19 protein-coding genes are annotated in these 25,720 nt (G+C 64.2%); 10 read left to right on the forward strand and 9 right to left on the reverse strand.

The annotated features are described in order from the left end of the window. Positions 1 to 215 precede the first annotated feature (215 nt). Together NKH60_RS18225 and NKH60_RS18230 are read right to left on the reverse strand one after the other, a co-directional pair. Positions 216 to 4,001 (reverse strand): DUF7929 domain-containing protein, encoded by a 3,786-nt coding sequence (locus NKH60_RS18225; protein WP_352834254.1) that lies wholly within the window; start codon positions 3,999 to 4,001, stop codon positions 216 to 218. 10 nt (positions 4,002 to 4,011) lie between these two features. Further along, positions 4,012 to 5,973, reverse strand: a complete 1,962-nt coding sequence (locus tag NKH60_RS18230) for a hypothetical protein (RefSeq protein ID WP_352834257.1) — start codon at positions 5,971 to 5,973, stop codon at positions 4,012 to 4,014. Between the two features lie 570 nt (positions 5,974 to 6,543). Between NKH60_RS18230 and dnaK the strand changes: the two genes are divergently transcribed. The 6 genes from dnaK to NKH60_RS18260 all read left to right on the forward strand — a co-directional run bounded on the left by dnaK (position 6,544) and on the right by NKH60_RS18260 (position 12,351). Beyond that, the gene (gene dnaK / locus NKH60_RS18235; protein ID WP_023679851.1) at positions 6,544 to 8,460 is read left to right on the forward strand and encodes a molecular chaperone DnaK; all 1,917 of its coding nucleotides are present in this window, start codon (positions 6,544 to 6,546) and stop codon (positions 8,458 to 8,460) included. 213 nt (positions 8,461 to 8,673) lie between these two features. Continuing rightward, a complete protein-coding gene (dnaJ, locus tag NKH60_RS18240) occupies positions 8,674 to 9,804 on the forward strand; it encodes a molecular chaperone DnaJ (RefSeq protein WP_023679852.1) in 1,131 nt (376 codons plus the stop codon). Between the two features lie 117 nt (positions 9,805 to 9,921). Continuing rightward, positions 9,922 to 10,527, forward strand: coding sequence for a phospholipid N-methyltransferase PmtA (gene pmtA, locus NKH60_RS18245; protein WP_023679853.1), 606 nt, complete (start codon positions 9,922 to 9,924; stop codon positions 10,525 to 10,527). Between the two features lie 59 nt (positions 10,528 to 10,586). Next, entirely contained in the window at positions 10,587 to 11,183 is a 597-nt protein-coding gene (locus tag NKH60_RS18250; protein ID WP_352472807.1) for an NADPH-dependent FMN reductase, read from the forward strand. Then, positions 11,180 to 11,893 (forward strand): orotidine-5'-phosphate decarboxylase, encoded by a 714-nt coding sequence (gene pyrF / locus NKH60_RS18255; RefSeq protein ID WP_352472808.1) that lies wholly within the window; start codon positions 11,180 to 11,182, stop codon positions 11,891 to 11,893. Before NKH60_RS18250 ends, pyrF begins: the two co-directional genes overlap by 4 nt. 170 nt (positions 11,894 to 12,063) lie before the next feature. Further along, positions 12,064 to 12,351 carry a DUF1330 domain-containing protein gene (locus tag NKH60_RS18260; RefSeq protein ID WP_352834263.1) on the forward strand — a complete coding sequence of 96 codons (288 nt, stop codon included), beginning with the start codon at positions 12,064 to 12,066 and terminating at the stop codon, positions 12,349 to 12,351. On the opposite strand, the gene NKH60_RS18265 is transcribed toward NKH60_RS18260, so the two are convergent. The 6 genes from NKH60_RS18265 to NKH60_RS18290 all read right to left on the reverse strand — a co-directional run bounded on the left by NKH60_RS18265 (position 12,348) and on the right by NKH60_RS18290 (position 18,789). Further along, positions 12,348 to 13,406, reverse strand: coding sequence for a D-alanine--D-alanine ligase family protein (locus NKH60_RS18265; protein ID WP_352851211.1), 1,059 nt, complete (start codon positions 13,404 to 13,406; stop codon positions 12,348 to 12,350). The two genes, NKH60_RS18260 and NKH60_RS18265, sit on opposite strands and share 4 nt — an antisense overlap. Before the next feature lie 214 nt (positions 13,407 to 13,620). Further along, positions 13,621 to 14,502 carry an SMP-30/gluconolactonase/LRE family protein gene (locus tag NKH60_RS18270; protein WP_352835979.1) on the reverse strand — a complete coding sequence of 294 codons (882 nt, stop codon included), beginning with the start codon at positions 14,500 to 14,502 and terminating at the stop codon, positions 13,621 to 13,623. After that, a complete protein-coding gene (locus NKH60_RS18275) occupies positions 14,502 to 15,140 on the reverse strand; it encodes a 2-dehydro-3-deoxy-6-phosphogalactonate aldolase (protein WP_352472811.1) in 639 nt (212 codons plus the stop codon). The genes NKH60_RS18270 and NKH60_RS18275 overlap by 1 nt, the downstream gene beginning before the upstream one ends. Continuing rightward, positions 15,137 to 16,087 (reverse strand): 2-dehydro-3-deoxygalactonokinase, encoded by a 951-nt coding sequence (locus tag NKH60_RS18280; RefSeq protein WP_502898623.1) that lies wholly within the window; start codon positions 16,085 to 16,087, stop codon positions 15,137 to 15,139. The genes NKH60_RS18275 and NKH60_RS18280 overlap by 4 nt, the downstream gene beginning before the upstream one ends. Further along, positions 16,087 to 16,854, reverse strand: a complete 768-nt coding sequence (locus tag NKH60_RS18285) for an SDR family NAD(P)-dependent oxidoreductase (RefSeq protein ID WP_352702070.1) — start codon at positions 16,852 to 16,854, stop codon at positions 16,087 to 16,089. The genes NKH60_RS18280 and NKH60_RS18285 overlap by 1 nt, the downstream gene beginning before the upstream one ends. A 132-nt stretch (positions 16,855 to 16,986) precedes the next feature. Next, a complete protein-coding gene (locus NKH60_RS18290) occupies positions 16,987 to 18,789 on the reverse strand; it encodes a GtrA family protein (RefSeq protein ID WP_352835984.1) in 1,803 nt (600 codons plus the stop codon). A 129-nt stretch (positions 18,790 to 18,918) separates the two neighbouring features. On the opposite strand from NKH60_RS18290, the gene NKH60_RS18295 reads away from it, so the two are divergent. The 4 genes from NKH60_RS18295 (at position 18,919) to NKH60_RS18310 (ending at position 23,165) form a co-directional block, all read left to right on the forward strand. Then, positions 18,919 to 19,926, forward strand: coding sequence for a glycosyltransferase (locus NKH60_RS18295; RefSeq protein ID WP_352449624.1), 1,008 nt, complete (start codon positions 18,919 to 18,921; stop codon positions 19,924 to 19,926). Between the two features lie 8 nt (positions 19,927 to 19,934). After that, positions 19,935 to 20,309, forward strand: coding sequence for a GtrA family protein (locus NKH60_RS18300; protein ID WP_352449625.1), 375 nt, complete (start codon positions 19,935 to 19,937; stop codon positions 20,307 to 20,309). 216 nt (positions 20,310 to 20,525) lie between these two features. Continuing rightward, a complete protein-coding gene (gene gshB, locus NKH60_RS18305) occupies positions 20,526 to 21,467 on the forward strand; it encodes a glutathione synthase (protein WP_352835986.1) in 942 nt (313 codons plus the stop codon). A gap of 168 nt (positions 21,468 to 21,635) precedes the next feature. Beyond that, a complete protein-coding gene (locus tag NKH60_RS18310) occupies positions 21,636 to 23,165 on the forward strand; it encodes a YifB family Mg chelatase-like AAA ATPase (RefSeq protein WP_023679867.1) in 1,530 nt (509 codons plus the stop codon). 241 nt (positions 23,166 to 23,406) lie between these two features. Here NKH60_RS18310 and NKH60_RS18315 read toward each other — a convergent pair whose 3' ends face one another. Then, positions 23,407 to 25,578: a malate synthase G gene (locus NKH60_RS18315; RefSeq protein ID WP_352835989.1), complete on the reverse strand. Its 2,172-nt coding sequence runs from the start codon at positions 25,576 to 25,578 to the stop codon at positions 23,407 to 23,409. Positions 25,579 to 25,720 lie beyond the last annotated feature (142 nt).

Below are 25,720 nucleotides of genomic sequence, written 5' to 3' on the forward strand. Positions count from 1 at the left end.
GTTTTTCCCGAACGCCCCGGTTTACGGCCCCTCTGTATCGCCTGCCTAGACCATGAGTCGAGCCCGGAAAGTGGAAGCCGGTTTGTCCTTCCGCTGATGCCACGGCTTCAGGTTTTCGCTGCTCTTTCATCTGCGAGCCAAAGAAAAACCCGCCGGATCGCTCCGGCGGGGTTTTCTTGATCGAATGATCACCGTTTTGAAGTTCGCGCGCGATCCTATTGCTCGAGCTGCGGCTTGCGCCTTGGCAGCTGCTGAAGAACATCTGGATTCAGCAGCAGGCTCGGTTTACGGATCGGCTGGCACTGGCCATTAATCGGCCGCGCGCCCGGTGCGCACTCCAGCCGCGGTTTGCGGCAGGCGCCGTCGCGCAGCTCTGTCCCACGCGGGCAGACGCAGACGCCACGCTTGTTGTGGATCTGACCAGGTATCGAGCACTCCACCACAACAGGCTTCTTGCGCCTGCAGGCATTGCCTTGCACTTCCGTGCCTTTCGGGCAGACGCAATCGCCTCCGGCGTCGTGGATCTGGCCGCGGATGGTGCACTGCTCCGGCTTCGGCTGGATTGGCCGGCAGACATTGCCCCTGACTTCCGTACCCCGCGGGCAGACGCAATCGCCAGCGGCGTTATGGATCTGGCCCCGAATGGTGCACTGCTCGGGTTTCGGCTGGATTGGCCGGCAGACATTGCCCCTGACTTCGGTGCCCCGCGGGCAGACGCAATCGCCTGCGGCGTTATGGATCTGGCCCCGAATGGTGCACTGCTCGGGTTTCGGCTGGATTGGCCGGCAGGCATTGCCTTTGACTTCGGTGCCCCGCGGGCAGACGCAATCGCCGGCAGCGTCGTGGATCTGGCCACGGATGGTGCACTGCTCGGGCTGCGGCTTGCTGCCCACGCAAGCGCCGTTCTCCAGCTCGGTTCCGCGCGGACAGACGCAGCGTCCGTCTTCGGTACGGATCTGGCCTTTGAGCAGAACGCAAGGTTTTGGCTTCGGCACGATGACCGTGCCGCCCCCGGACGAGCATTGGCCATTGCGGAAGGTCGTGCCGGGCGGGCAGACGCAGTTGCCGGCGTCGTTCATGACGAAGCCTTGCGAGCATTCCTTCTTCACCTCATTCCTGATGGTGAAGGGATGGCAGGCATAGGCCTTGCCGCGATCACCCTGCACGTCGGCCGCACCGCGGGACAGCACGTCGCCACCGCCTTGCACCGGCGTGTTCGGGGACAGCACGCCGACACAGTTCTGGCCGTTGACAGTGCCCTGCAGATTGGCCAGACGGCCATCGTCCGGAATGATCACGGTCACCGTGTGCACGTGGCTTTCCCCGGCGCCGAGCGTCAGTTGGGCGATGCAGGACAGAGGCAAGATTGCCGGCTCCGGCGAGCAGCCGAAGGGCGGATCGATCGAGGTGATCGCAACGCCTTCCAGCCGGCCGAGGCCTTCGACGCCGATCGCATCGCCGAGGCGAACCGGACCGGAGAAGGCGCTCGCGCCATCGTTCGTGATGGTGATCTCGAACGAGCAGGGCTGGCCGGGCTTGCACTCGGCATCACCGGTCTTCTCGACGCGGATGGTCGAGGCGCCGCTGCCCTTGGCGCAGGCCTGGCCGATCGGATAGACGATGTCGTCTCCCGGAGCCGGGCCGTAGGAGCCGCGTGCGCAGTTCTCGAATTCGCCGTTCGCGGCAACCGTCACGTCGAAATGGCGGCTGGTTCCAGGCGTGATGACGGCGCCGGGAATCTGGCACGACAGCGCATTGGCCGGAACCGGTCCGCAAGCCCATTCCGCGCCGTCTGGGGTGACGGTCTGGATCTGGACCGGCGCTCCGCCGGCTATCAGCGTCGCGGCATCGTTGACCCGTACCGGACCGGTCGGGGCAGTGGTGCCGAGACTGATGACGGTAATGCGGCAGGAAACGACCGCAGCACCGGCCAGCGAACCATTGCAAACCTTGGTGATGCGCAGGGCCGGCTGGCCGGCATTCGGATGACGGATGCGTTCCTTGGCGCAGGCCCTGTTGTTGGTGATGTCGTTCTCACCGGGAATAGCTTTCACCTCGGCGCAGTTCTCGACACTGTCGGGCCGGTAGTTGGCCGGCATCACCGCCCTGACGAAGATCGGCGTCGAGGCGCCAGGCAACAGCACGATGCCGGCATTGTCGCAGCGGAACTGGCCGGGGCCGTTCGGTCCGCATGTCCATGGCGGCGTCGGGCCGAAGGTCGAGGATGCCGGCACGCCGCCCGGATAGGTATCGACGACCGTCAGCGGCCCATTATAGGGGACGCTGCCATTGTTGATTATGTCGACCACGAAGGTGCAGACGCCATCGGCCGAACAGAATTCGGTGCGGGCGCGCTTCTTCAGGATCAGGTCGACCTTCTTCTCCACCGGCGGCCGGCAGTTGCGGTCACGATCGCCACGCCGGCAGACCGGGATCGAAGCACAGCCGCGATCGTTTTGCTGGCTGCCGAAAAGCGGCTTGCCGCTGGCGCCGTAATTGTAAGTGGCGCAGTTGCGCAAGGCGCTGCCTCGCCAGCCTGCGGCCGGCTTGAAGCCGAGCTTGAGGTCGACAGAGGCACCCGGATTGAGCGTGGTCACCGGATGAGTGCAAATCATCGGGGTGGTTCCAGGCGCGCAGACCCAAGGCGGGTTCGGCCCTGAATCGAGGGTGGAGCCAGCCGGCAGGGTGACTTCGTTGAGCACGATCTTGCCGTGGTAGGGTGCATCGCCGACATTGGTGACCCTGATGGTGAAGTCGCAGCCGCCACCCACCGTGCAACGTTGCACGTCGGCGCGCTTTTCGACTTTCAGATCCGGTTCCTTGTCCTTCGGTGGGCAGCGCTGATCACGCGGGATGACGATATCGACAGTCTGCGTACAGCACAGGCCCCACCCCTCCCTCGGGCCGGCATAGGTTTCGACACCGGTGACGATGATGTGGATGACGTCGCCGGGTGAAGCGCCGACGATCTTCCAATTGAGCACACCGCCGCCCGCCGGCACCAATTGCGTGTCGGGAATGATGGTGATGCCGGGTGTCGTCGTCGAAAGCTGCACCCATTTGCCAGCCATCTCCGGGCCGACCGGCATGTGGTAGATGAAGGCGCCGCCGCCGGGCACGCAATCAACCGTGCCTCGCTCCACCTTGAAGCATTCCTTGCCGGGAGGTGGAGGCGGCGGGTTGCACCTGGTGACGTCGATCTTGATCGAGGTCTTTGCACCCGTGAGGTAATTGCCGTCGTCCGGCTTGCCCGGGTCCTGCGACGGGATTTCGATGCCGGCGCCGCGTTCGCGGCTCACCTTGACCAGGCCCTGGTTGTGAACGATCGTCGGCGACGGAAACGCCGCATGGTCGATCCTGGCGGTGATCTGGAAGGTGACGGCGCGCTCGTTCGCAGCGCCGATGCCGTCGAGATCGCTGGCGGAAATCCGGAAATCGGGCACCGCCGCGGTATCGTCCGGGCCAGCCGAACTGCTGATCGCAGCACCGGGCAGCGGTCCGCCGGACGCATCGGTGCCGTCGCCAGTCACATGCACGCCGACGATGCGCAGGCCGTGCGGGAGCTGGTCCCTGAAATCGAGCCTGACCTTTTTCAGCATGGCGGCGAGGTCCGGGCTGGCAAAACCCTGCGGATTGCCGCGCAAGCCAAAGCTCAGCGAGTATACGACATAGTCGCAGCCTCTCTGGGTGCCTTTCTTGGTGAAGAAGGGCACAATCCGGCCCGGCTCCGGATTGACGATGCGAGGATTGTCGAAATCGAGCCTGGGATCTGGAACGGCAGTGTAGATGCCCGCATCGGCAGGCTTGGTCTTGGCCGGAGCAAGGTCTTCAGCGAAGCCTTGCAGCGGACTCAGCATGGCGACCGCGATACCGGCCGCCATCAGCCAGCGCACACCGCGCCTGGCGAGTGACAGGGGTTTCACGATGGTCTCGATGACGAATGATTGTTTGCCGGTTGATTGGCTGCTTGTCGCAGGCGGGAAAAATGCGAGATTGCTCATCTTCCCCTCCTCACGGTTCGCAGCTGACGGCTGGGGTTCTGAGCGGCAAGGTCATCTTGCAGCAAGGGTAGTAGCCACCCTTGTCGCTATCGGACTGCCTGTAGAAGCAGAGCCCGACATCGACCGTATCGCCAGGGTAATGGCCGGTGATGCCGATCGTGTATGGCGCGCCGGGCGCATGCGACAGAGGTGAAGTCACCCCAACGCCAGGCGTCCTGGACAGAGCCTTGATCGAATCGCCGCCAAAGCCGGCATGGTCATGGAGATAGAGTTCGGCCTCGAGGCCGGAGGGCGTGCAGAAATACCTGACATCCTCGACATCGAGGCAAGGAGGCAGATTGCCGGGGGGCGGAAAGTCCGGCGGATAGAACGGTGGCAGATAGCCGCCCGGCACCTGCTCGTAATAGCCGGCACGGCCTTCGCAGGGGCGCCAGACCTCGACGTCGCCGACATGGCCTTCGACTTCCGGGTCTTCGAAATAATTGTCGAAGTCGACGAACCACGAGCCGAAAGGCGGCATGTCGGCCGGCTTGGCCAGTGACGTCGGCCTGATTTGCACGCCGTGCACGGCGAGCGGCCCGCCGGCTGCGAGTTGTTCGGCAAGCTCCGGATTGTCGCGCAACTTGTCGCCGGTATCGACCAGCGTGTCGGTGCAGACGCCGGTATCGAGATTGCCTTCGGCATCGTAGCCATATTGCAGGTCGAGGCCGCCGGCCGACTGTCGGTTGTCTTGCGGGAAGCCGACCGCATATTCCTGCGGCACTTCCACCCAGGCCGATTCCGTCGCCGGATCGTCCGGATTTTCGCGCCAGTAGCGGATGACCTCACCCTTGCCGGAATCGGCGAACTGGCTGTAGTCGTAGCGGTTCTCCACCGGGCCGCGCTGGGCCAGGTACATGAAGCCTTCGTTGTCGAAGGCGATGTCGGTGACCGCGTAATCCTTGTCGGCCTTGACCGTCAGTTCCCAGCGCGGGTCGCCGGCGAAACTGCCGTCGCCGGCAACGCCTACCGACCAGATCTCCGCCTTATCACCGACCGAATAATAGAGCCGGCCGCCACGATAGGCGACCGACCAGACGCGGCGCTCGTCCTGCGTGTAGCCCCAGCTGTCGGGGTCCTCGCTGTCGAAGGCAGCACCCTGGATGTCAATCACCGAGCCGTCGTCGGCAACGGCGGCAAGCCCGTGCGCCGGGCGACCGGCTATGCCGTGGTCGAACGTGTCGAGCAGCGCGCCATTGGCGTCGATGCGGTGGATGAGGCCGGTGTCGAGATCGCTGGCGAAGAACTGGCGGTGGATATTGTCGAAAGTGACGTCGCCGATGCCGGGACCGCTATTGGCGTCGATATCGGCGAATTTCGAGACGGCGCCGGTGATGCCGTCGATCTTCCAGATCGTTCCGGGGCCGCCGCCGTTTTCGGTGCCGAACTGGCCGTCCATGAAGACAGCGTCAGCCGTGCCGCGGCGCTGCCGCTCCGGCCGGCCGTCGGCGTCGCCGTCTGGCGTGACTATGCGGATGCCGTGCAGCGACGTGGCGCCGGCATAGAGGTTTGGAATGGCCGATGGGACGCCGTCGCGCACGCCGTCGTCGTAGGTGATGCCGAACACCTGGCCGATTTGCCCGGCTGTGACCTCGAACGGTGGCGGGGTGAAGACCAATTGGCCAGACGCCGGCCCGCCCAGCCTTGAGACGTCGAAGATGCGCAAGGTCGCGCGCGCCGTGTCGATGAAGGTTTCGTCGACGGGATCGACGCCTGGCGGCAGGCCTTCCTCGAAATTGGGGATGATGGTGCCGGAAAATCCGGTCATTGCCATCGAGCCGGGATAGATGATCCGGGTTTCCTGAGCCTGGGCCGAGCCACCGAGCCAGAGCCCAGCGGCGAGCGCCAAGATCGACAATCCGCTGGCAGCCTCGATGGCGCGGCGCAAACGGCCGGCACGAGAGCGCACGAACGCGCCGTGGTCGCAAGACATGGATCTCCCCCCACAGGTCATGGGAGAAACATCCGGTCCCGGCGCGCAAATCAGGGCAAGGCGCGGCGTTCCGGCACGTTCATCCCTGATCGAATTGTCTGCTTTCCTCAACGTCACGATACGCCTGGGTCCGCGCAGGGTCAACGGAACCGGCGAAAAGCCCAGCGCATCGACCCGGTCCCGAAGGCGATGGTCGCGCTGAGTTCCTGCTGTTCCCGGAGACCATGGAGCCTCTGGATCTGTGGTCATGGGGCTTTCCTTTCCGGGGCCGCACCACGCGGCACCTGAGCATCAGTCGCGGGGCGAGGCGGAAAGGTTCATGGGCCGGGGGCCGGGCCGGCTGGATCACCGCCGAAAATACGGGCCTGCCGGTCCCGAATCCGATCAACCGCGATGAATGGTGAACGCCTTGCGCAGAATGCTTGCGCGCCACGCAGCCTGTTCTTATATACGCGCCAAGCCGTCCAGCGCCGAATGCCGGTTGCCGGAGCGGAATTTCTTGTGAACAGGGGCTTTCGTCGGAACGCCTGTACGGGTCCTGAGAGCCTGCTTAGCGGAGAGATTAGAGAAATGGCAAAAGTAATCGGTATCGATCTGGGAACAACCAACTCCTGTGTCGCCATCATGGACGGCAAGGAATCCAAGGTGATCGAGAATGCGGAAGGCGCCCGCACGACCCCTTCCATCGTCGCCATCAACAGCGACGGCGAGCGCCTCGTCGGCCAGCCGGCCAAGCGCCAGGCGGTTACCAATCCTGAGAACACCATTTTCGCGGTCAAGCGCCTGATCGGCCGCCGCTACGACGATCCGGTGACGGAGAAGGACAAGAAGCTTGTCCCCTACAAGATCGTCAAGGGCGACAATGGCGACGCCTGGGTCGAGGCCGGCGGCAAGAAGCAGTCGCCTAGCCAGATCTCGGCGATGATCCTGCAGAAGATGAAGGAAACGGCGGAGGCCTATCTCGGCGAGAAGGTCGAGAAGGCAGTCATCACCGTTCCGGCCTATTTCAACGACGCCCAGCGCCAGGCGACCAAGGATGCCGGCAAGATCGCCGGCCTCGAAGTGCTGCGCATCATCAACGAGCCGACGGCGGCCGCGCTTGCCTATGGACTGGACAAGAAGGAAGGCAAGACGATTGCCGTCTATGACCTTGGCGGCGGCACGTTCGATATTTCGGTGCTCGAAATCGGCGACGGCGTGTTCGAGGTGAAGTCGACCAATGGCGACACCTTCCTCGGCGGCGAGGATTTCGACATGCGTCTGGTCGAATATCTGGCGGCCGAGTTCAAGAAGGAACAGGGCATCGACCTGCGGAACGACAAGCTCGCCCTTCAGCGCCTCAAGGAAGCGGCTGAAAAGGCCAAGATCGAGCTGTCGTCCACCACGCAGACCGAAATCAACCTGCCCTTCATCACCGCCGATGCCACCGGCCCCAAGCACCTGACGCTGAAGCTGACGCGGGCGAAGTTCGAGAGCCTGGTCGAGGATCTCGTCCAGCGCACGATCGATCCTTGCAAGGCGGCGCTCAAGGATGCCGGCCTGAAGGCCGGCGAAATCGACGAAGTCGTCCTGGTCGGCGGCATGACCCGTATGCCCAAGATCCAGGAGATCGTGAAGCAGTTCTTCGGCAAGGAGCCGCACAAGGGCGTCAACCCGGATGAGGTCGTCGCGTTAGGCGCCGCTATCCAGGCCGGCGTGCTGCAGGGCGACGTCAAGGACGTGCTGCTGCTCGACGTGACGCCGTTGTCGCTGGGCATCGAGACGCTGGGCGGCGTATTCACGCGGCTGATCGAACGCAACACGACGATTCCGACAAAGAAGAGCCAGGTGTTCTCCACGGCCGAGGATTCGCAGTCGGCGGTGACCATCCGCGTCTTCCAGGGCGAGCGTGAAATGGCCGCCGACAACAAGGCGCTCGGCCAGTTCGATCTGGTCGGCATCCCGCCTGCGCCGCGCGGCGTGCCGCAGATCGAGGTCACCTTCGACATCGACGCCAACGGCATCGTCAACGTCTCGGCCAAGGACAAGGGCACCGGCAAGGAGCACCAGATCCGCATCCAGGCGTCCGGCGGCCTTTCGGACGCCGACATCGAGAAGATGGTCAAGGACGCCGAGGCCAATGCCGAAGCCGACAAGAAGCGGCGCGCGCTGGTCGAGGCCCGCAACCAGGCCGAGGCGCTGGTGCATTCCTCCGAGAAGTCTCTGAAGGAATACGGCGAGAAGGTTTCCGAGGCCGACCGCACGGCGATTGCCGATGCGATCGCGGCGCTGAAGACCGCTGCCGAAGGCGACGATGTGACCGAGATCGAGGCCAAGACGCAGACGCTCGCCGAAGTCTCGATGAAGCTCGGCCAGGCCATGTACGAGGCTTCGCAGAAGGAAGCCGCCGAGGCCGACGCCAAGGCTGATGCCGCCAAGGACAGTGACGTCGTCGATGCCGACTTCGAGGAAATCGACGAAGACGACGAGAAGAAGAAGTCGGCCTGAACCGCCTGACGGTACAGGTAAGGGAAAAAGCCCGGCGCACAGCCGGGCTTTTTTGCAACCCTTTGCCGGAAAAACGCTGCGCTGCCCGAAAAAATGCGGACAAAGCCTCGTAGACACTGGCATCGCGCCTCCATCACACCTAAATCGGAACAGCGTGCCGGCAAACGACGCAACGATGCTTCAAGACGTTGACTATCCGGACTGCGGGAAAACATGAAAGCTGATTTTTACGAAACGCTAGGCGTGCAAAAGGGCGCCGACGAGAAGGAGCTCAAGAGCGCTTTTCGCAAGCTCGCCATGCAGTTCCATCCCGACCGCAACCCAGGCGACCATGCCTGCGAGCACAAGTTCAAGGAAATCAACGAAGCCTACGAGACACTGAAGGACCCGCAGAAGCGCGCCGCCTATGATCGCTTCGGCCACGCCGCCTTCGAGCACGGCGGTATGAATGGCGGGGCGCAAGGCTTTGGCGCCGGCGGCTTCGCCGACATTTTCGAAGACATTTTCGGCGACATGATGGGCGGGCGCCAGCGCCGCTCGTCCGGCGGCCGCGAGCGCGGCGCCGACCTGCGCTACAATATGGAAATTACGCTGGAAGAGGCATTTTCCGGCAAGACCGCGCAGATTCGGGTGCCAGCTTCGATTTCCTGCTCGGAATGCTCGGGCAGCGGCGCCAAGCCTGGCACCCAGCCCGTCACCTGCTCGATGTGCAACGGCCACGGCAAGGTGCGCGCCACGCAAGGCTTCTTCTCGATCGAGCGCACCTGCCCGCAATGCCAGGGGCGCGGCCAGACCATCAAGGATCCGTGCCCGAAATGCGCCGGCCAGGGCCGTGTCACCGAGGAGCGCTCGCTGTCGGTAAACATCCCTGCCGGCATAGAGGATGGCACCCGCATCCGGCTGGCCAATGAGGGCGAGGCCGGCCTGCGCGGCGGCCCGTCGGGCGATCTCTACATCTTCCTCGCGGTCAAGCCGCACGAATTCTTCCAGCGCGACGGGGCCGATCTTTATTGCAAGGTGCCGATCTCGATGACGACGGCAGCGCTTGGCGGCTCGTTCGAGGTGACGACACTGGACGGTACCCAGACGAAGGTGAAGGTGCCGGAAGGCACCCAGAACGGTCGCCAGTTCCGTCTCAAGGGCAAGGGCATGCCTGTGCTTCGCCAGCCCAATATCGGTGATCTCTACATCCAGACCGTGGTTGAGACGCCGCAGAACCTTTCGCGCCGTCAGCGCGAATTGCTGGAGGAATTCGAGCAGCTTTCCTCAAAGGACAATTCGCCTCAGTCGAGCGGATTTTTCGCCCGCATGAAAGACTTTTTCGAAACGTTCGGCGAGCACTGAAGCTGATCCCTGGAAAACGCTTCCCGAGCGTCATCAACACCTTATCCGGGGATTCGCCTTGTCTTGCACCTCGTAACTGCTAAGTAGCATGCGAGGGAGCGTTGAGGAGGACTTTCGATGACGCGTAGTCCCGGACTGCGAAAGACGCTGGCGGAAAAGTTCGACGACGAGCTGAAGTTCTTCAAGGGCTGGATCGACAAGCCGAAGGCGGTCGGTTCGATCGTCCCGACCAGTTCCATCACCGCTGGCAAGATGGCCTCGATCGTCGATCCGACATCCGGCCTGCCGGTGCTCGAGGTCGGACCCGGTACAGGCGTCATCACCCGCGCCATCCTCGCCCAGGGCATAAAGCCTGAGAATCTCTACGCGGTCGAATATTCCACTGATTTCGTGCGCCATCTGCGCCAGCTTTATCCAGGCGTCAACGTCATCGAGGGCGACGCCTTCAATCTCGACGCGACGCTTGGCGACAAGCGCGACCTGATCTTCGATTCCGTGATATCGGGGGTGCCGCTGCTCAATTTCCCTGTCGCCCAGCGCATCGCCTATGTCGAGAGCCTGCTCGACCGTATCCCGGCGGGCCGGCCGATCGTGCAGCTGACTTACGGGCCGCTGTCGCCGATCCCGCCGGGCCGCGGCGACTATACGGTCGAGCATTTCCATTTCGTCATCCGCAACATTCCGCCGACGCAGCTTTGGATCTACCGACGCGGGGCCGCATGAATTGAAGCGTTGGGTTTGAATGGCACTTGTCTTATACCCATCGGTGACAAGGCAGACCCATGGCTGTGATCCCGAAAATTCTCGTCGTCGCCGGTTCGGTGCGCAGCGGCGCCTATAGCGGCAGGACCGCCGACGTGGCACAGAAGGAACTTGCCATGCAGGGCGCCGAGGTGACCCGCATCTCGCTCGCCGACTATCCGTTGCCGATCCTCGACCAGGATTTGGAAAAGGAAGAAGGCATTCCCGACAATGCTTTCAAGCTCGGCCGGATGATCGCCGCCCATGACGGGCTGCTGGTCGCGACGCCCGAATATAACGGCTCCATTCCACCGTTGCTCAAGAACAGCATCGACTGGGTGAGCCAGCTGCGCAAGGATGGCGGCCGGACTTTCAGGCCACTTGCCGGCAAGGTCGCCGGCCTCTGCTCGTCTTCCAACGGACCCTTCGGCGGGATACGCTGCATCAACCATCTGCGCGCCGTTCTGGTACGCTGCCGGATGGAGGTGGTGACACCGGAATGCTCGGTGCCGGAGGGCGGCTACGCCTTCGACGACGAGGGCAAGTTCAGGGACGAGAGACTACGCCAATCGATGGAGCACCTATGCCGAACGCTGATCGAAACCTCGCGCATGCTGTCGACGCGGATCGAGGCATGATCCCGGACGCCGCGCATGCCGACACGATGCAGGAAAGGCTGATCGTCGGCCTCGACCTGCCGACGCTGAAGGAAGCCGAGAAAGCGGTGCGCGAGCTCGACGGGATCGTCTCCTTCTACAAGATCGGTTACCAGCTCGCGTTTGCCGGCGGGCTCGACTTCGCCCGCGAGCTGGCCAGCGGGGGCACCAGGATCTTTCTCGACATGAAGCTGCTCGACATCGACAACACCGTGGCCAAGGGGGTCGAAAACATCGCCAGGATGGGCATGAGCATGCTGACGATCCATGCCTATCCGAAGACGATGAAGGCGGCGGTCGAGGCTGCCAGGGGCAGCGACCTTTGCCTACTCGGGGTCACCGTGCTGACCTCGATGGACGAGCAGGACGTGATCGACGCCGGCTATGAGTATGATCCGCATACACTGGTGCTGAGGCGCTCCGAGCAGGCGCTGCATGCCGGCATGGGCGGCATCGTCTGCTCGGCCGAAGAAGCCGAGGCGGTGCGCCGCATCGTCGGCCCCGACCTGGCCGTGGTGACGCCGGGAATCCGGCCGAAGGGCAGCGACCATGGCGACCAGAAACGGGTGGTGACGCCGGCGCAGGCGATCCGCAACGGCTCCAGCCATCTCGTCATCGGCCGGCCGATCGTCGGAGCGGCCGACAGGCGGGCGGCGGCGGAAGCGATCCTCGATGAAATGCGCTCGGCCTGAGGACCGATTCCGAAACTTGCTCCTGCAGCCGTCTGACGGCGTTTTCTCCGCTTCCGGTGCTCACGTACTTTAAGTACGCTCCGCTCCGGCACTCGAAAACAACCCCAGCCATCTCACCGGAGCGACTTTCAACATCGGTCCGCGCACGGCCAAAAACCAGGAGAAATACCATGCCCAAGGGATACTGGATCGCTCGCGTCGACGTGCGCGATGCGGAAGGCTACAAGGACTATGTCGCAGCCGCCAAACCGGCCTTCGACCGCTTCGGCGCCAAGTTCCTGGCGCGTGGCGGCGCGCATGAGAAGGCCGAGGGGCCGGGCCGCGACCGCAACGTGATCATCGAGTTTCCGTCGCTTGAGGCGGCGCATGACTGCTACCACTCGCCCGAATACCAGCGCGCCGTCGCGATCCGCCAGAAGGTGGCCAAGGGCGAAATCGTGCTGGTCGAGGGGATTTAGGCGAGAAGCCGGTTCGCCGCTGCCTCCGCCATCGCGTCGGCGAGGCTCAAGCCCCATTGCTGGCGACAGTAATCGCGGAAATCGAAGCAGGGCAGGCCGGGGCAGACCTCGAACTCTATGAGGTGGACGCTGTCGTCGGCTTCGACCCGGAAATCGATGGAAAACACATCCCGCAGGCCAAGCCCGACCATCAGGCGTTCGGCAATGAGACGGATTCTTGCATCGGCTTCAGGCTGGCTGCCGGCGACCGGCAGCAGCACCGGCTCGGTATATTTTCCCGCAGCTTTCGCCGCTGCGCCGGTATCGCCGTAAAGCGCCAGGCTGTCCTGCATGGTCTGGAAATCGCCGCCCGAATCGACAAAGGCGATGCCCAGCGCCTCGACGCCGGTATCCGGCCGCAATCCGAGAAAACTGGCGCGCGCGTTGCGGCCGGCGACATAGGGCTGGACGATGACATCGTCGCGATAGGCGGCGAAGACGCGCCGGCTAAGCTCCAGCGCATGGCCGAGATCGTGGCAGCGCGAATCCGGCCAGATGCCGATTTTGGCGCCGAGCCGGTTCGGCTTGACGAACCAGCCGGCGGGCGAGGCCGGTGGCGCGACCAGCCAGGCGCCGTCGCGGGCAAGGCCCGCCTGCGGCACCGGCAGGCCAAGCGCGCCGAGCACGGCGCCGGACCGGAACTTGTCCTGACAGAGCGCGAACAGCGCATCGTCGGCGCCGATCGCCTTGAGGCCATTCAGCCGTGCCAGAGCCGGTGCCGCGCCGCCGCGGAAATAGGCGACGCCGTCGGTCAGCGTCCAGACAAGCGTGGTCTTCGGGTCCTCGCCGCCGAGAAGGCTTGCGGCGTCGTCGAGCGCCAGCGGGGCAAATGACAAGCCGCGCTTCTGGCAAGCGGCGGCAAGTGCGTCGAATTCAGCAGCGAAGTCGGTCGATTGCGCCAGATAGGAGGCGATTTCGGCGGCACGCTCCGGCACGTGGTTATCGGCGACCAGCCGATCGAAGCAAGCCTTTTCCGGCTCGTAGACAAGGATCAGCTTCGGCTCGCGGCTTGACATGATCGAAACGATTTCCCGGCAGCACGATTGCCTAAAGCAATTCCAGGAAAAGTGTGAAACGGCTTTCCGTCCGGAATTGCGTCAAAACAAAGAGATAGAGCGGTTCAGCGTTCCCGCGAAACGATGAAGCGTTCAAGCATCGCACGGCGAGCGCATTCGGCTTTCGCGGAACCGACGTCAGCTGGACGCCTGCACGACAGTGCTAGATATGGGTCTAGCCAATCAGCACGCGTGGCTCGAAGCGACCATTGACTGGAATGTCGAGCATGAATGTCATGCCGGCTTGCGGGTCGAGCAGGCGCTGCTTCTCGCTCTTGCCTGACCAGGCGGAGGTGACCGCCAGCCGGTCGGCGTTCCTGCCGACGAAAGCTGGACAGGACGGCTGCGTCGCCGGCATCGCCACCGAACGGATAAGCTTGCCGTCGGGTCCATACGCTTCGACGACGCTGCCGCCCCAGCAGGCGTTCCACAATATGCCGTCGCGGTCGAGCACCGAACCATCGATATAGCCCTTGGCCGAACGGTGATCGACGAAGACCTTCGGTTCGCCAACCGGCAGTCCGGTCGCCGGATCGCAGCCGACGCGCATCAACAGGCCGGTGCTGGTGTCGGTGTAATAGGCAATGGTCCCATCCTCGGAAAAGCAGATCGAGTTGGGCACAGTAATGTCGGCATAAAGCCGGCGCAGCTCGCCCTTGAAGAACCAGTAGATCGAACCGGCACCCTTCTCCTCGCCCTTGCCCATGGTGCCGACCCACAGCGCGCCGCAAGGGTGAACGCGTGAATCGTTCGAGCGGGTGACCGCATTGTCGGCCTCGATCGGCGTGTGCAGCGTCAGCTTGCCGGTCGCGACGTCGCGGACATGCAGACCGGTCTCGGTGGCGATCAGCTGGCGTTGGTCGTCGATGATGCAGATGGCGCTGGCCATCTGACCGAGCTCGTGGATTTTGACAGCACCGCCCGACAGGCGCTGTTCGAGGAGCTGGCCGTTGACGATGTCGAACCAGTAGAGCGTGTCGGTGGCAGGGTCATAGCTTGGTCCCTCGCCGAGTTGGCAGACATGGTCGGAAAAAACCGAAACAATGGTCTCGCTCATCATGCCGCTCCAAACGCCGCGTCCCAGGCCTGAACTGCGGCTTTCGCTCGCGCTGCCACTTCGTCGACGCTCATGCCCGGCTTGAAGAGGCTGGAGCCAAGACCGAAGACGCTGACGCCGGCTGCCTTGTAGCCGGCAAAATCCTTATCTGAAACGCCGCCGACCGCGCCGACCAGCACACTGGCCGGCAGCACCGCGCGCATCGCCGAAATGCCTGCCGCGCCAAGCACGCTCGCCGGGAAGAATTTCAATGCCGAGGCACCGAGCCGGATTGCCTGGAATGCCTCGGTCGGCGTGAACACGCCAGGCATCGTCACCATGCCGTAGTGCATGGCCCGGCCCATGACCTCGGCATCGATATTGGGGCTGACCAGCAGCCGCCCGCCGGCCTTGTGCAGGCCGTCGACATCGGCGGCGCTGAGCACCGTGCCGGCACCGACCAAGGCTGTTGGAGGAAGCGCTCCGACAATGCTGGCGATGGAGGCGTAAGGATCGGGCGAGTTGAGCGGCACCTCGATCGCTTCGATACCGGCGCCGAAGATCGCCTGGCCGATCGCCACCGCCTCGCTTGGCTTGAGGCCACGCAGGATGGCGACCAGACCCCGCTCGAGCTTTGGAAAAGGTGCGGTTTCGGTCATGCGGCAACTCCATTTCCAGCGATCATGCCATTTTCGCGCGCGGCTTCAGCAAGACCGGCACGCACCGCCTCGTCGGCGTCGACCACCCTGACCGCGAGCCCGGCAAGGCCGAGGGCGTCGGCATAGAGCTTGCCGAGTGCGCCCGACGCGATCAGCACGACGGGCACGGCACTCGCCCCATAACGGCGACTTGCCGAAGCGATCTCGCCGCCGATCAGCAGGCCGGACAGGCAGGCGGCGGCATCCTCGGGCTTCAGATCCTGCAGCAGGCTGGCGGCGCGGATCGAGAACAGTCTTGAACCGATGTCACCGCCTTCGGCCAACGCCTTCAGGCACCACTCCCGGAAAAATGGATTTTCGGCGGCAACCGGCTTCGGCGGCTCGCCCAGCGAATGGCGTAGGATCGAGTGCGCGGCCAGCACCGAAAACAGCTCGCCGGTCGGCCAGGTGCCGAAACCGGCAACAGAGCCGTCCTCGACCAGCACCCATTTCGAATGGGTGCCGGGCATGCAGACGAGGTGGCGTCCCTTTGCCGGTAAACCGGCGCCGGCAAGCTGGGTTTCCTCGCCGCGCATGACGTCAGGTGCATCGGCGAGGCGTTGGGCAAGGCCAGGCACGATGCGGATATCACGGCGCTGGCCGGGGATGTGGGCAGCGCCGGCGAGGATAGCGCCTATCGGCGCCGGCACGCTGACATAGGGTGCCTCCAGCCAGCCCTGGCGCGAACCGGCCATGCCGCAAATGATGACCGGCAGCGCCTCGGGAGCACCCATGGCGGCCAGATGCCCTTCGAGAATGGACGAAAATCCTTTAGCCTGGGCGGTGATCAGCCCGTCATCGCCGCGCCGCTCGGCGAGAACCTTGCCAGTGCCGTCGAGCAGCCATACCCTCATGCGGGTGGTGCCCCAGTCGACGGCCGCGACGGAAGCTGCTTTGCTCGATGAGATCACAGGAACCCCCCATCGACGATCAGCATCTGCGCGGTCAGCATGCGTGAGGCGTCCGACGCAAGGAACAGCACAGTGCCGATAATGTCTTCCGGCTGCATCACCTCTTTGATGCACTGTTTGGCGACATGAGCGGCGAGCGCTTCTTCGGTGACCCAGAGCTTTCTCTGCCGCTCGGTGATCACCCAGCCGGGCGCGATCGCGTTGACGCGAATGCCGTCGACGCCGAGCTTGCCGGCAAGACCCTTGGTGAGGCCGACGATGCCGGCCTTGGCGGCGGTATAGGCCGGCATGTCGGGATGGTTGATGAGAAACGAGGTCGAGGTGAAATTGATGATCGAGCCGCCGCCGGCCCGCTTCATGCCCGGCGCCACCGCCTGTGCGCTGAAGAAATGCGGGCGCAGGTTGATGGCATGGTTGTTGTCCCAGAACTCCACCGTGACGTCTTCGACGGCATGACGGTCATCCTGCGCGGCATTGTTGACCAGCACCGTCACGTCGCCATGCGCCTCTGCAGCTTTGCCCGCCGATAGCCGCAACGCCTCGATGTCGCGTATGTCGGTCTTGAGATAGAGCGGCCGCCGGCCCAGCTCCTTCTCTAACCGATCGGCCAGCGCCAGGCTCGCACGGTCGGCAATATCGATGAAGGCGACGTTTGCCCCCTGGCGGACAAAACCTTCGGTCAAGGCAGCACCAATGCCGGAGCCGCCGCCGGTGATCAGCACCGAAGCGCCTTCGAGGTCGGCAAAGCGTGCCGATGGCATCATGAAATTCTCTCCCGGTCCAATGATCTCGGTCGGCCGGCGCGCATCCTATCCAGCCGTGTCGGGCGGGCAAGGGCGAAAGAGTGGATTGTCAGGACTTATGTCCGACAAAAGGCCGCACGGGCCGCCGATCGATCAGCTGCCCAGCCGGACGCGGTACAATTCGACTGCGGCTCCGCTGGTCCCGGCAACCGGCTCAAGCCATTCCGGCACGCTGCCGCGCATCAGCCCGGCAAGAAAGCCTGCCGGCGCCTTGGCTGCGAGGAGCTTGCTTTCGGCGCTGCCGGGGCACAGCGCGACGAGGCCGACGTGATGATCCGCCACGACCGTCCGGGCATCGGCATCGGACCCAAGGAAGGCATCGAGCGCCAGCAGGTTGCCGGCGACATTGCGATGATAAGGCCCGGCGAAGACGCGATGTCCGGAATAGGCCAGGATAGGCGATCCGAGATTGGAAATTGCCAGCACGGTGGTGCCGGGCAGGCGGCCGAGTGCCGCAAAGGAGGCCATGCGCTGGCAAGCGACATCGGCGCCGTCGCCATTATCGGCGGCGGTATTGCTGTCCTCGAAGGCGACCGAGGTTGCCGCGGCAGCCCCAGTCCAGACGGCATTCACTGAAACCAGCCAGACGGCGGCCATGCGCAGCGCCACGCCGCGCGACGGGCTGACCTCTGCCCGTTGACGCCATTTGGCAATCCAGGCGGCAAGCGGGATGACGGCGAAGGCGATCGAGAATGTCGAACCGCGCACCTGCCAAGCACTGACGATGAAGGCCACGACAAGCAGCGCGCCGACAAGGCTGTCCTGCCGCCGCCAGCCGCCACGGCCAAGGCGAAGCGCCATCAGCACGAGCGCGATGAGCGGCGTGGCATAGCGCGCCACCACCCCGGCCGGATCTTCAGCGACCAGCTTGAACAGCGATTGCGCCTCGTCGATGTGATCAAGCCATAGCTCCTTGAGGCGCGGATCGAGGTTGGCGTAGGGCGCTGCCAGGCATTGTGGGAACAAAAGGACGACGAGAGCGGCCAATATCAGGGCAAGCAGGCCAAGCGAGGCGAACCGCCGTTGGCGCGTGCGGCCGGCGGGCTCGATCGACGCTATCGCCGCAAGGCCGGTTCCGGCAATCGCCGCGACGACGAACTGCACGGCCGAGAAGGCGTCGCATTGCGCCTGACCCCAGGCGGACCACGGAATGGTGACGACAAAGACGAGGGCGGAGACGCCGGCAAAGCCGAGGCCGAAATCCCTGGCAATCGACCTCTCGCCATCGGCGTCGAGGGCAAACAGCGTGGCGACTGAGGCGCCGATGGTGGCGACATAAGGCGCGGTTTCCATGCCGACGGCCAGCATCAATCCGGCGCACAGGCCGGAGAGCAATGCCGCCGGCCTGCGCCTTGGCGCTTCAAGCAACAGGCTCAGGCTGGCCATGCTCAGCATCAGCTGGACATTGTGGTGATCGAGCGCGCCAGGCGAAAAAATGCCGAGGAAATACAGTGCGGCAGCGCCGATCACGACAGCGGGCAGCACGGCGCTGTCACCGGCAAAGCTGCGCGCGGCGCGAGCCGTGAAAAATACGGTCAGGCAGAAGAGCAGCGCCGGCCACAGCACTTGCGCAACATTCTCGGCAAAGGCCGCGCTGCCGGTCAGGGCCGATACGGCGATGATGATGGCGGCGATCGGCGCATCGACCAGCCGCGACCAATGCATGACGAAACCGCCTTCCAGGCCCATCCTGTACTGGTGGAGATCGAACCAGCTTTGGCCGGCCAGCATGTCGCGAACTTCGACGAGGCGCAGCAGATTGTCGTTGTCGCCGCCGGCATTGGTCAGTGCCGGGAAGCCGGCAAAGGCATTGACGGCAAGCGCCAGCAGCGTGGCAAGCAGCGCCAGCGCGATATCGGACCTCCAAATGGAGGCGCCATCGTCGGCTGTGCTCATATCAGGACCTTTGGAAGGAATACGGTGCGGTTTAAACCTAGCCTTAACAGCTTCAATAAATAGTAAAGCCGCCCGAGCGAGGCCGGCGCTTGAGTGGTCAGGGGCCTCACAGGGCATCCGGAGACGAAAATGCCACAAGAAGTGCGCCATGAGCCGAGCATCGCCGTGCTCCTGCCTTGCTACAATGAAGAGCTGACGATCGGCGAAGTGGTGCGGCGCTTTCGCGAAACGCTGCCTGCCGCCGCGATCTATGTCTACGACAACAATTCGCGCGACCTGACGGCGCTCCGAGCCCGCGCCGCCGGCGCCATCGTGGTGCGCGAGCCGCGCCAGGGCAAAGGCAATGTCGTGCGCCGCATGTTCGCCGACATCGAGGCCGACATCTACCTGATGGCCGACGGCGACGGCACCTATGCGCCGGAGGACGCGCCACAACTGATCAACACGCTGCTGACCGAGCGCTCCGACATGGTGGTGGGCACCAGGCGCGGCGTCGTCAACGACGCCGGCAGGACAGGCCACGCCTTCGGCAACCGCATCTTCAACAGCCTCTACAAACGTTTGTTCGGCTCGGACTTTACCGATATCTTCTCGGGTTACCGCGCCTTCACCAGGCGCTTCGTCAAGAGTTTTCCCGCCGTTTCCGGCGGTTTCGAGATCGAGACCGAAATGTCGGTGCACGCCTCGCAGCTCAAATTGCCGGTCAGCGAGATCGGACTCGACTATGGCCGCCGGCCGGAAGGCTCCTCGTCGAAGCTGTCGACCTTTCGCGACGGCGCGAAGATCCTGTGGATGTTCGCCATGCTGATGAAGGAGACGCAGCCGCTGCGTTTCTTCGGCGCTTTTTCGGTGTTCTTCCTGGCATCAAGCCTGTTTCTGATGGCGCCGGTGCTGATCGAGTTCGCCGAAACCGGGCTTGTGCCGCGCATGCCGACGTGGGTGCTGTCGGTCGGGCTGCTGCTGCTGTCGATGCTGGCGGCGGTGACCGGGGTAATCCTCGATTCGGTGTCGCGCGGCCGGGCCGAGCAGAAGCGCATCTTCTATCTGTCGATGCCTTCCGGCCGCGTCGAACGCGAACGCGCAAGTGCGCTCGCGACTTTGAAGACCGGACCGCGCAAGACCCCGCGGGCGGCTTAGAGCCCTAAATGGGACGCCTCGCCCGCTTCATTGTCGCCGGCGGCATCGGCTTCGTCGCCGACGCGGCGGCGCTTTGGCTGGTGTTGGCGATAGCGCCGCTTGGCCCCTTCGCGGCTCGCATCATCTCGATCGGTTTTGCCCTGTCCGTCACCTGGCTGATCAACCGCCATCTGACCTTCTCGCCTTCCAGCCGCGGCGTCGCGCAAGAGGGCGCCCGCTATGGCGGCGTCGGCATTGCCACCAGCGTCGTCAATTATCTCGTCTATTGCGCCATGCTGTTCGCACTGCCGATGGTGTCGCCGCTCATAGCCCTTGCGGTCGCCTCGCTGGTCGCCATGGCACTGTCCTTCCTCGGCTATTCCAAGCTGGTCTTCGACCGCTGAGAACTATCGCGTCGAGGTCTGCGCCAAGCGAAGCGCAGCCTCATCGTGACCTTGGCCGATTGGCAGAAGCCGCCGATTTCCTTATATCGCTGTCGTCGATGCATCGGCCCGAAAATCGGAATCGATTTTCGGAAAGCACGATGCATGGATTCAAAAAATGTTGGAGCGTACTTTGTGCGTCCAAGTGGATCGCTCCAAGTGCGCCGGAGAGCTGCCATGCCCCTGAAAGTCGCCGTCCAGATGGACCACATCTCCACCGTGTCGGTAGCCGGCGACACGTCGTTTGCGCTGTCGCTGGAGGCGCAGCGGCGCGGCCACCAGTTGTTCCACTACACGCCCGACCGGCTGTCGCTGCGCGACGGCAAGGTGTTTGCCCGTATCGAGGCGATGCAGGTTCGCGACGAGAAGGGCAATCATTATTCGCTGGGCGAAGAAGTCCGCACCGATCTTTCGGAGATGGACGTCATCCTTTTGCGGCAGGATCCACCCTTCGACATGAACTACATCACCACCACGCATATCCTCGAGCGCATCCATCCGAAGACGCTGGTGGTCAACGACCCGGCCTGGGTGCGCAACAGCCCGGAAAAGATCTTCGTCACCGAATTTCCCGACCTGATGCCGGACACGCTGATCACCAAGGACCCGCTCGAGGTCGCAGCCTTCCGCAAGGAGTTCGGCGATATCATCGTCAAACCGCTCTACGGCAATGGCGGCGCCGGCATCTTCCACCTGCACGAGGCCGACCGCAACCTCGCCTCGCTGCTCGAAATGTTCGGCCAGATGTTCCGCGAACCCTACATCGTGCAGCGCTACCTCAAGGAGGTGCGGGCTGGCGACAAGCGCATCATCCTGATTGACGGCGAGCCTGTCGGCGCCATCAACCGCGTGCCGGCCGAGCATGATTCGCGCTCCAACATGCATGTCGGCGGCCGCGCCGAAAAGACCGAATTGACGGAACGCGAACGCGAGATCTGCGCCCGCATCGGCCCCGCGCTGAAAGAGCGCGGCTTCATCCTCGTCGGCATCGACGTCATCGGCGACTACATGACCGAGATCAACGTGACCTCACCGACGGGCATACGCGAAGTGCAGCGCTTCGGCGGCGCCGACATCGCCAGCCTGTTCTGGGATGCCGTGGAGGAGAAGCGCAACTAGCGTACATTGCTTCTGGAAGCGGCCGCGTTGCAAACCATTGCAGCCGTGGCGCTCAGCTGTTCCCCAAATGTTCTTGCCTTCGCCGGTAATCTGTGGTTGTCTCCGGTGACGCCGTTCGCGGCATGATCGCAAAGGCTTGGGGCAAAAGCCTGCATCCGGGGTGAAGACATGGTGGCGCGGGTTCGCACGGTTGCTTTCCAGGGCATCGAGGCCGTGCCGGTCGACGTGCAGGTGATGATCGCGCCGGGCAAAGTCAACATGCACATCGTCGGGCTGGCCGACAAGGCTGTGGCCGAAAGCCGCGAGCGGGTGCAGGCAGCGCTGCATGCATCCGGCCTGTCGATGCCGTCGAAGAAGGTCACCGTCAATCTGGCGCCGGCCGACCTGCCCAAGGAAGGCAGCCACTACGATCTGCCGATCGCCCTCGGGCTGATGGCGGCGCTCGGCGCCATTCCGGGCGACATGCTGGCCGGCTATGTCGTGCTTGGCGAATTGTCACTCGACGGAACCATCGCCGCGGTGGCTGGCGCGCTGCCGGCGGCAATCGGTGCCAACGCCGAAGGCAAGGGCTTGATCTGCCCGTTCGCCTGCGGGCCGGAAGCGGCCTGGGCCGGCAAGGACTTCGACATATTGGCGCCGCGCAGCCTGATCGCCATCGCCAATCATTTTCGCGGCACGCAGGTTCTGTCACGGCCGGAAGCCGGCATCCATGCCGCGGCGCGCGACCTGCCCGACCTTGCCGACATCAAGGGCCAGGAGACCGCCAAGCGGGCGCTGGAGGTGGCGGCCGCCGGCGGCCACAATCTTCTGATGGTCGGACCGCCGGGGTCGGGAAAGTCGATGCTGGCGCAGCGGCTGCCGTCGATCCTGCCGCCGCTGGCGCCCAGGGAATTGCTCGAAGTCTCGATGATCGCCTCGGTGGCTGGCGAACTCGGCGAAGGAAAACTCACCGACCGGCGGCCGTTCCGCGCGCCGCATCATTCGGCCTCGATGGCGGCGATGGTCGGCGGCGGGTTGCGCGTGCGGCCGGGCGAGGCCTCGCTTGCCCATCACGGCGTGCTGTTCCTCGACGAATTCCCCGAATTCTCGCCGCAGGCGCTCGATGCACTGCGCCAGCCGCTCGAGACCGGCGACTGCATGATCGCGCGCGCCAATCATCGCGTCACCTATCCGGCGCGTATCCAGCTGGTCGCGGCGATGAACCCGTGCCGTTGCGGCATGGCCGGCGAGCCCGGCTATCGCTGCCTGCGCGGCGACCGCTGCCGCACCGACTACCAGGCGCGCATTTCCGGCCCGCTGCTCGATCGCATCGATCTCAGGATCGAGGTGCCGGCGGTCTCGGCCAGCGATCTGATCCGGCCGGACCGGGCGGAGAAAAGTGCCGCCGTCGCACTACGTGTTGCCCGCGCCCGTACGATCCAGCGAGAGCGCTTCGAGCGGCTCGGCGCGACCGCCACCACCAACGCCCATTGCTCGCCGTCAGTCATCGAGGAGATCGCCATGCCCGACGCCGCCGGCCTGTCGCTGCTCAGGGATGCCAGCGAAAAGCTCGGCTTTTCCGCACGAGCCTATCACCGCGTCTTGAAGGTGGCGCGGACACTGGCCGATCTCGAGGCCAGCGAAACAGTCGGCCGCATCCATCTGGCCGAAGCGATTTCCTACCGCATGAGCTCGGAACGGATGGCGCAGGCGGCGTGACGTTCCCCTCCCCCTTGAGGGGAGGGTGGCCGCGAAGCGGCCGGGTGGGGTCGCCGGTGAGACGCTCGGCCTGTCGCATTTCGAAACCGACCGAGGTGCGGAGCGTTGCGATGCTCCTCCTAAGGCGCACCGTCAGAATTGGGTTGGCGCACTGCATTGGCGACCCTTCGGGCCACCCTCCCCTCAAGGGGGAGGGGGACGCCGGCGCTTACCCTTGGCCGGCGTGCATCGTGCTTTCGGTTCAGCCGTTATCCCGCGTCTTCAGCTCCAGCCGCCGTGCGTGCAGCACTGGCTCGGTGTAGCCGTTGGGTTGCACGCGCCCCTTGAAGACCAGGTCACAGGCGGCGAGGAAGGCGATGGACTTGTCGAAATCCGGCGCCATCGACCGGTAGAGCGGATCGCCGTCGTTCTGGCGGTCGACGATCGCCGCCATGCGTTTCATCGTCTCCATGACCTGCTCGGGCGTGCAGACGCCGTGATGCAGCCAGTTGGCGATGTGCTGCGAGGAGATGCGCAGTGTGGCGCGGTCCTCCATCAGGCCGACGTCGTTTACGTCAGGCACTTTCGAACAGCCGACGCCCTGGTCGATCCAGCGCACGACATAGCCCAGAATGCCTTGCGCATTGTTGTCGAGCTCCTTCTGGATGTCTTCTGGCGACCAGTTCGGCCGCACAGCGACCGGCACCGACAGGATGTCGTCGAGTTTTGCCTTGGGCCGGCTCTTCAGCGCCGCTTGCACGGCATGAACGTCGACCTTGTGATAATGGGTGGCGTGCAGCGTCGCGGCCGTCGGCGACGGCACCCAGGCGGTGTTGGCGCCGGCTTTGGGATGCACGATTTTCTCGGCCAGCATCGCCGCCATCAGGTCGGGCATCGCCCACATGCCCTTGCCTATCTGGGCGTGGCCGGCCAACCCACATTCCAGCCCGATGTCGACGTTCCAGGCTTCGTAGGCGGCAATCCAGGCGGCCTGCTTCATGTCGCCCTTGCGGATCATCGGGCCGGCTTCCATCGAGGTGTGGATCTCGTCGCCGGTGCGATCGAGGAAGCCGGTGTTGATGAAGACGACGCGTTCTTTCGCGGCGCGGATCGCCTCCTTGAGGTTGACGGTGGTGCGCCGCTCCTCGTCCATGATGCCCATCTTGATGGTGTTTTTGGGCACGCCGAGCAGCGCCTCGACGCGGTCGAAAATCTCGACGGCGAAGGCAACTTCGTCGGGCCCGTGCATCTTGGGCTTTACGATGTACATCGAGCCGGCGCGAGAATTGGCGCGGCGCCCGTTCACGCCGATGTCATGCAGCGCGATCAGCGCCGTCAGCGCCGCATCCATGATGCCTTCCGGCACCTCGTTGCCGTCGCGGTCCGATATCGCCGGATTGGTCATGAGGTGGCCGACATTCCTGACCAGCATCAGCGAGCGGCCGGGCAAGGTCAGCGTGCCGCCATCGGGCGCGGTATAGGTGCGGTCGGGGTTGAGCCTGCGGACAAAGCTCTTGCCGGCCTTGGTGATCTCCTCCGCCAAGTCGCCCTTCATCAGGCCGAGCCAGTTGCGGTAGACCAGCACCTTGTCCTGCGCATCCACTGCGGCGATCGAATCCTCGCAGTCCTGGATGGTGGTCAGTGCCGATTCCAGCACGACATCGGCAATGCCGGCCGGATCGGTGCGGCCGATCTGGTTGTTGCGGTCGATGACGATTTCGATGTGCAGGCCGTTCTTGACCAGCAGGACGGCTTCGGGGTCGGCGGCATCGCCGCGATAGCCGGCAAACTGTCTGAGGTCGGCAAGCGTGGTGGCGCCGGCACCCTCGCCCAGCCGCAACATGCCGTTGGCGACCGAAAGCCCGTTGACGCCGGCCCATTTGCCTGTGGTGAGCGGCACCGCCTCGTCGAAGAAGCTTTTCACCCAGGCGACGACCTTGGCGCCGCGCGCCGGATTGAATTTGTTGCCTCGCTCGGCGCCGGCCGTCTCCGGGATAGCGTCGGTGCCGTAGAGCGCATCGTACAGCGAGCCCCAGCGCGCATTGGCGGCATTCAGCGCATAACGCGCGTTCATCACCGGCACCACCAGCTGCGGCCCGGCAACCAAAGCGATTTCCGGGTCGACATTTTCGGTGGTCACGCTGAACGCCGGCCCCTCGGGCAGCAGATAGCCGATCTCGCGGAGGAACGTCTTGTAGGCCTCCATGTCGACGGGCGCGCCATTGTCGCGATACCAGCGGTCGAGCTTGTCCTGCATGGCATCGCGCTTTTCGAGCAGTGCCCGGTTTTTTGGCGAGAGATCATGGACGATCGCCGAAAAACCGTTCCAGAATGCCTCCGCCTCGATGCCGGTGCCCGGCATCGCTTCGTTCACGACGAAATCATGAAGCTCGCGGGCAATCCGCAATCCGGCGATCTCGACGCGATCGGTCATCAGGGCTTCTCCAGACGAAAGGCTAGGCCGGGCCTTTGGCATGTCACGGTGGCAGGGTCAATTCAGCTCAGGGTGAAGGTAGGGCGTTTTCGCTGCCGATCTCCCCCTTGAGGGCCCCTTGTGGGGGAGATGGCCGGCAGGC

The organism is Mesorhizobium sp. M1006 (assembly GCF_040318825.1).
GTDB lineage: Bacteria > Pseudomonadota > Alphaproteobacteria > Rhizobiales > Rhizobiaceae > Mesorhizobium.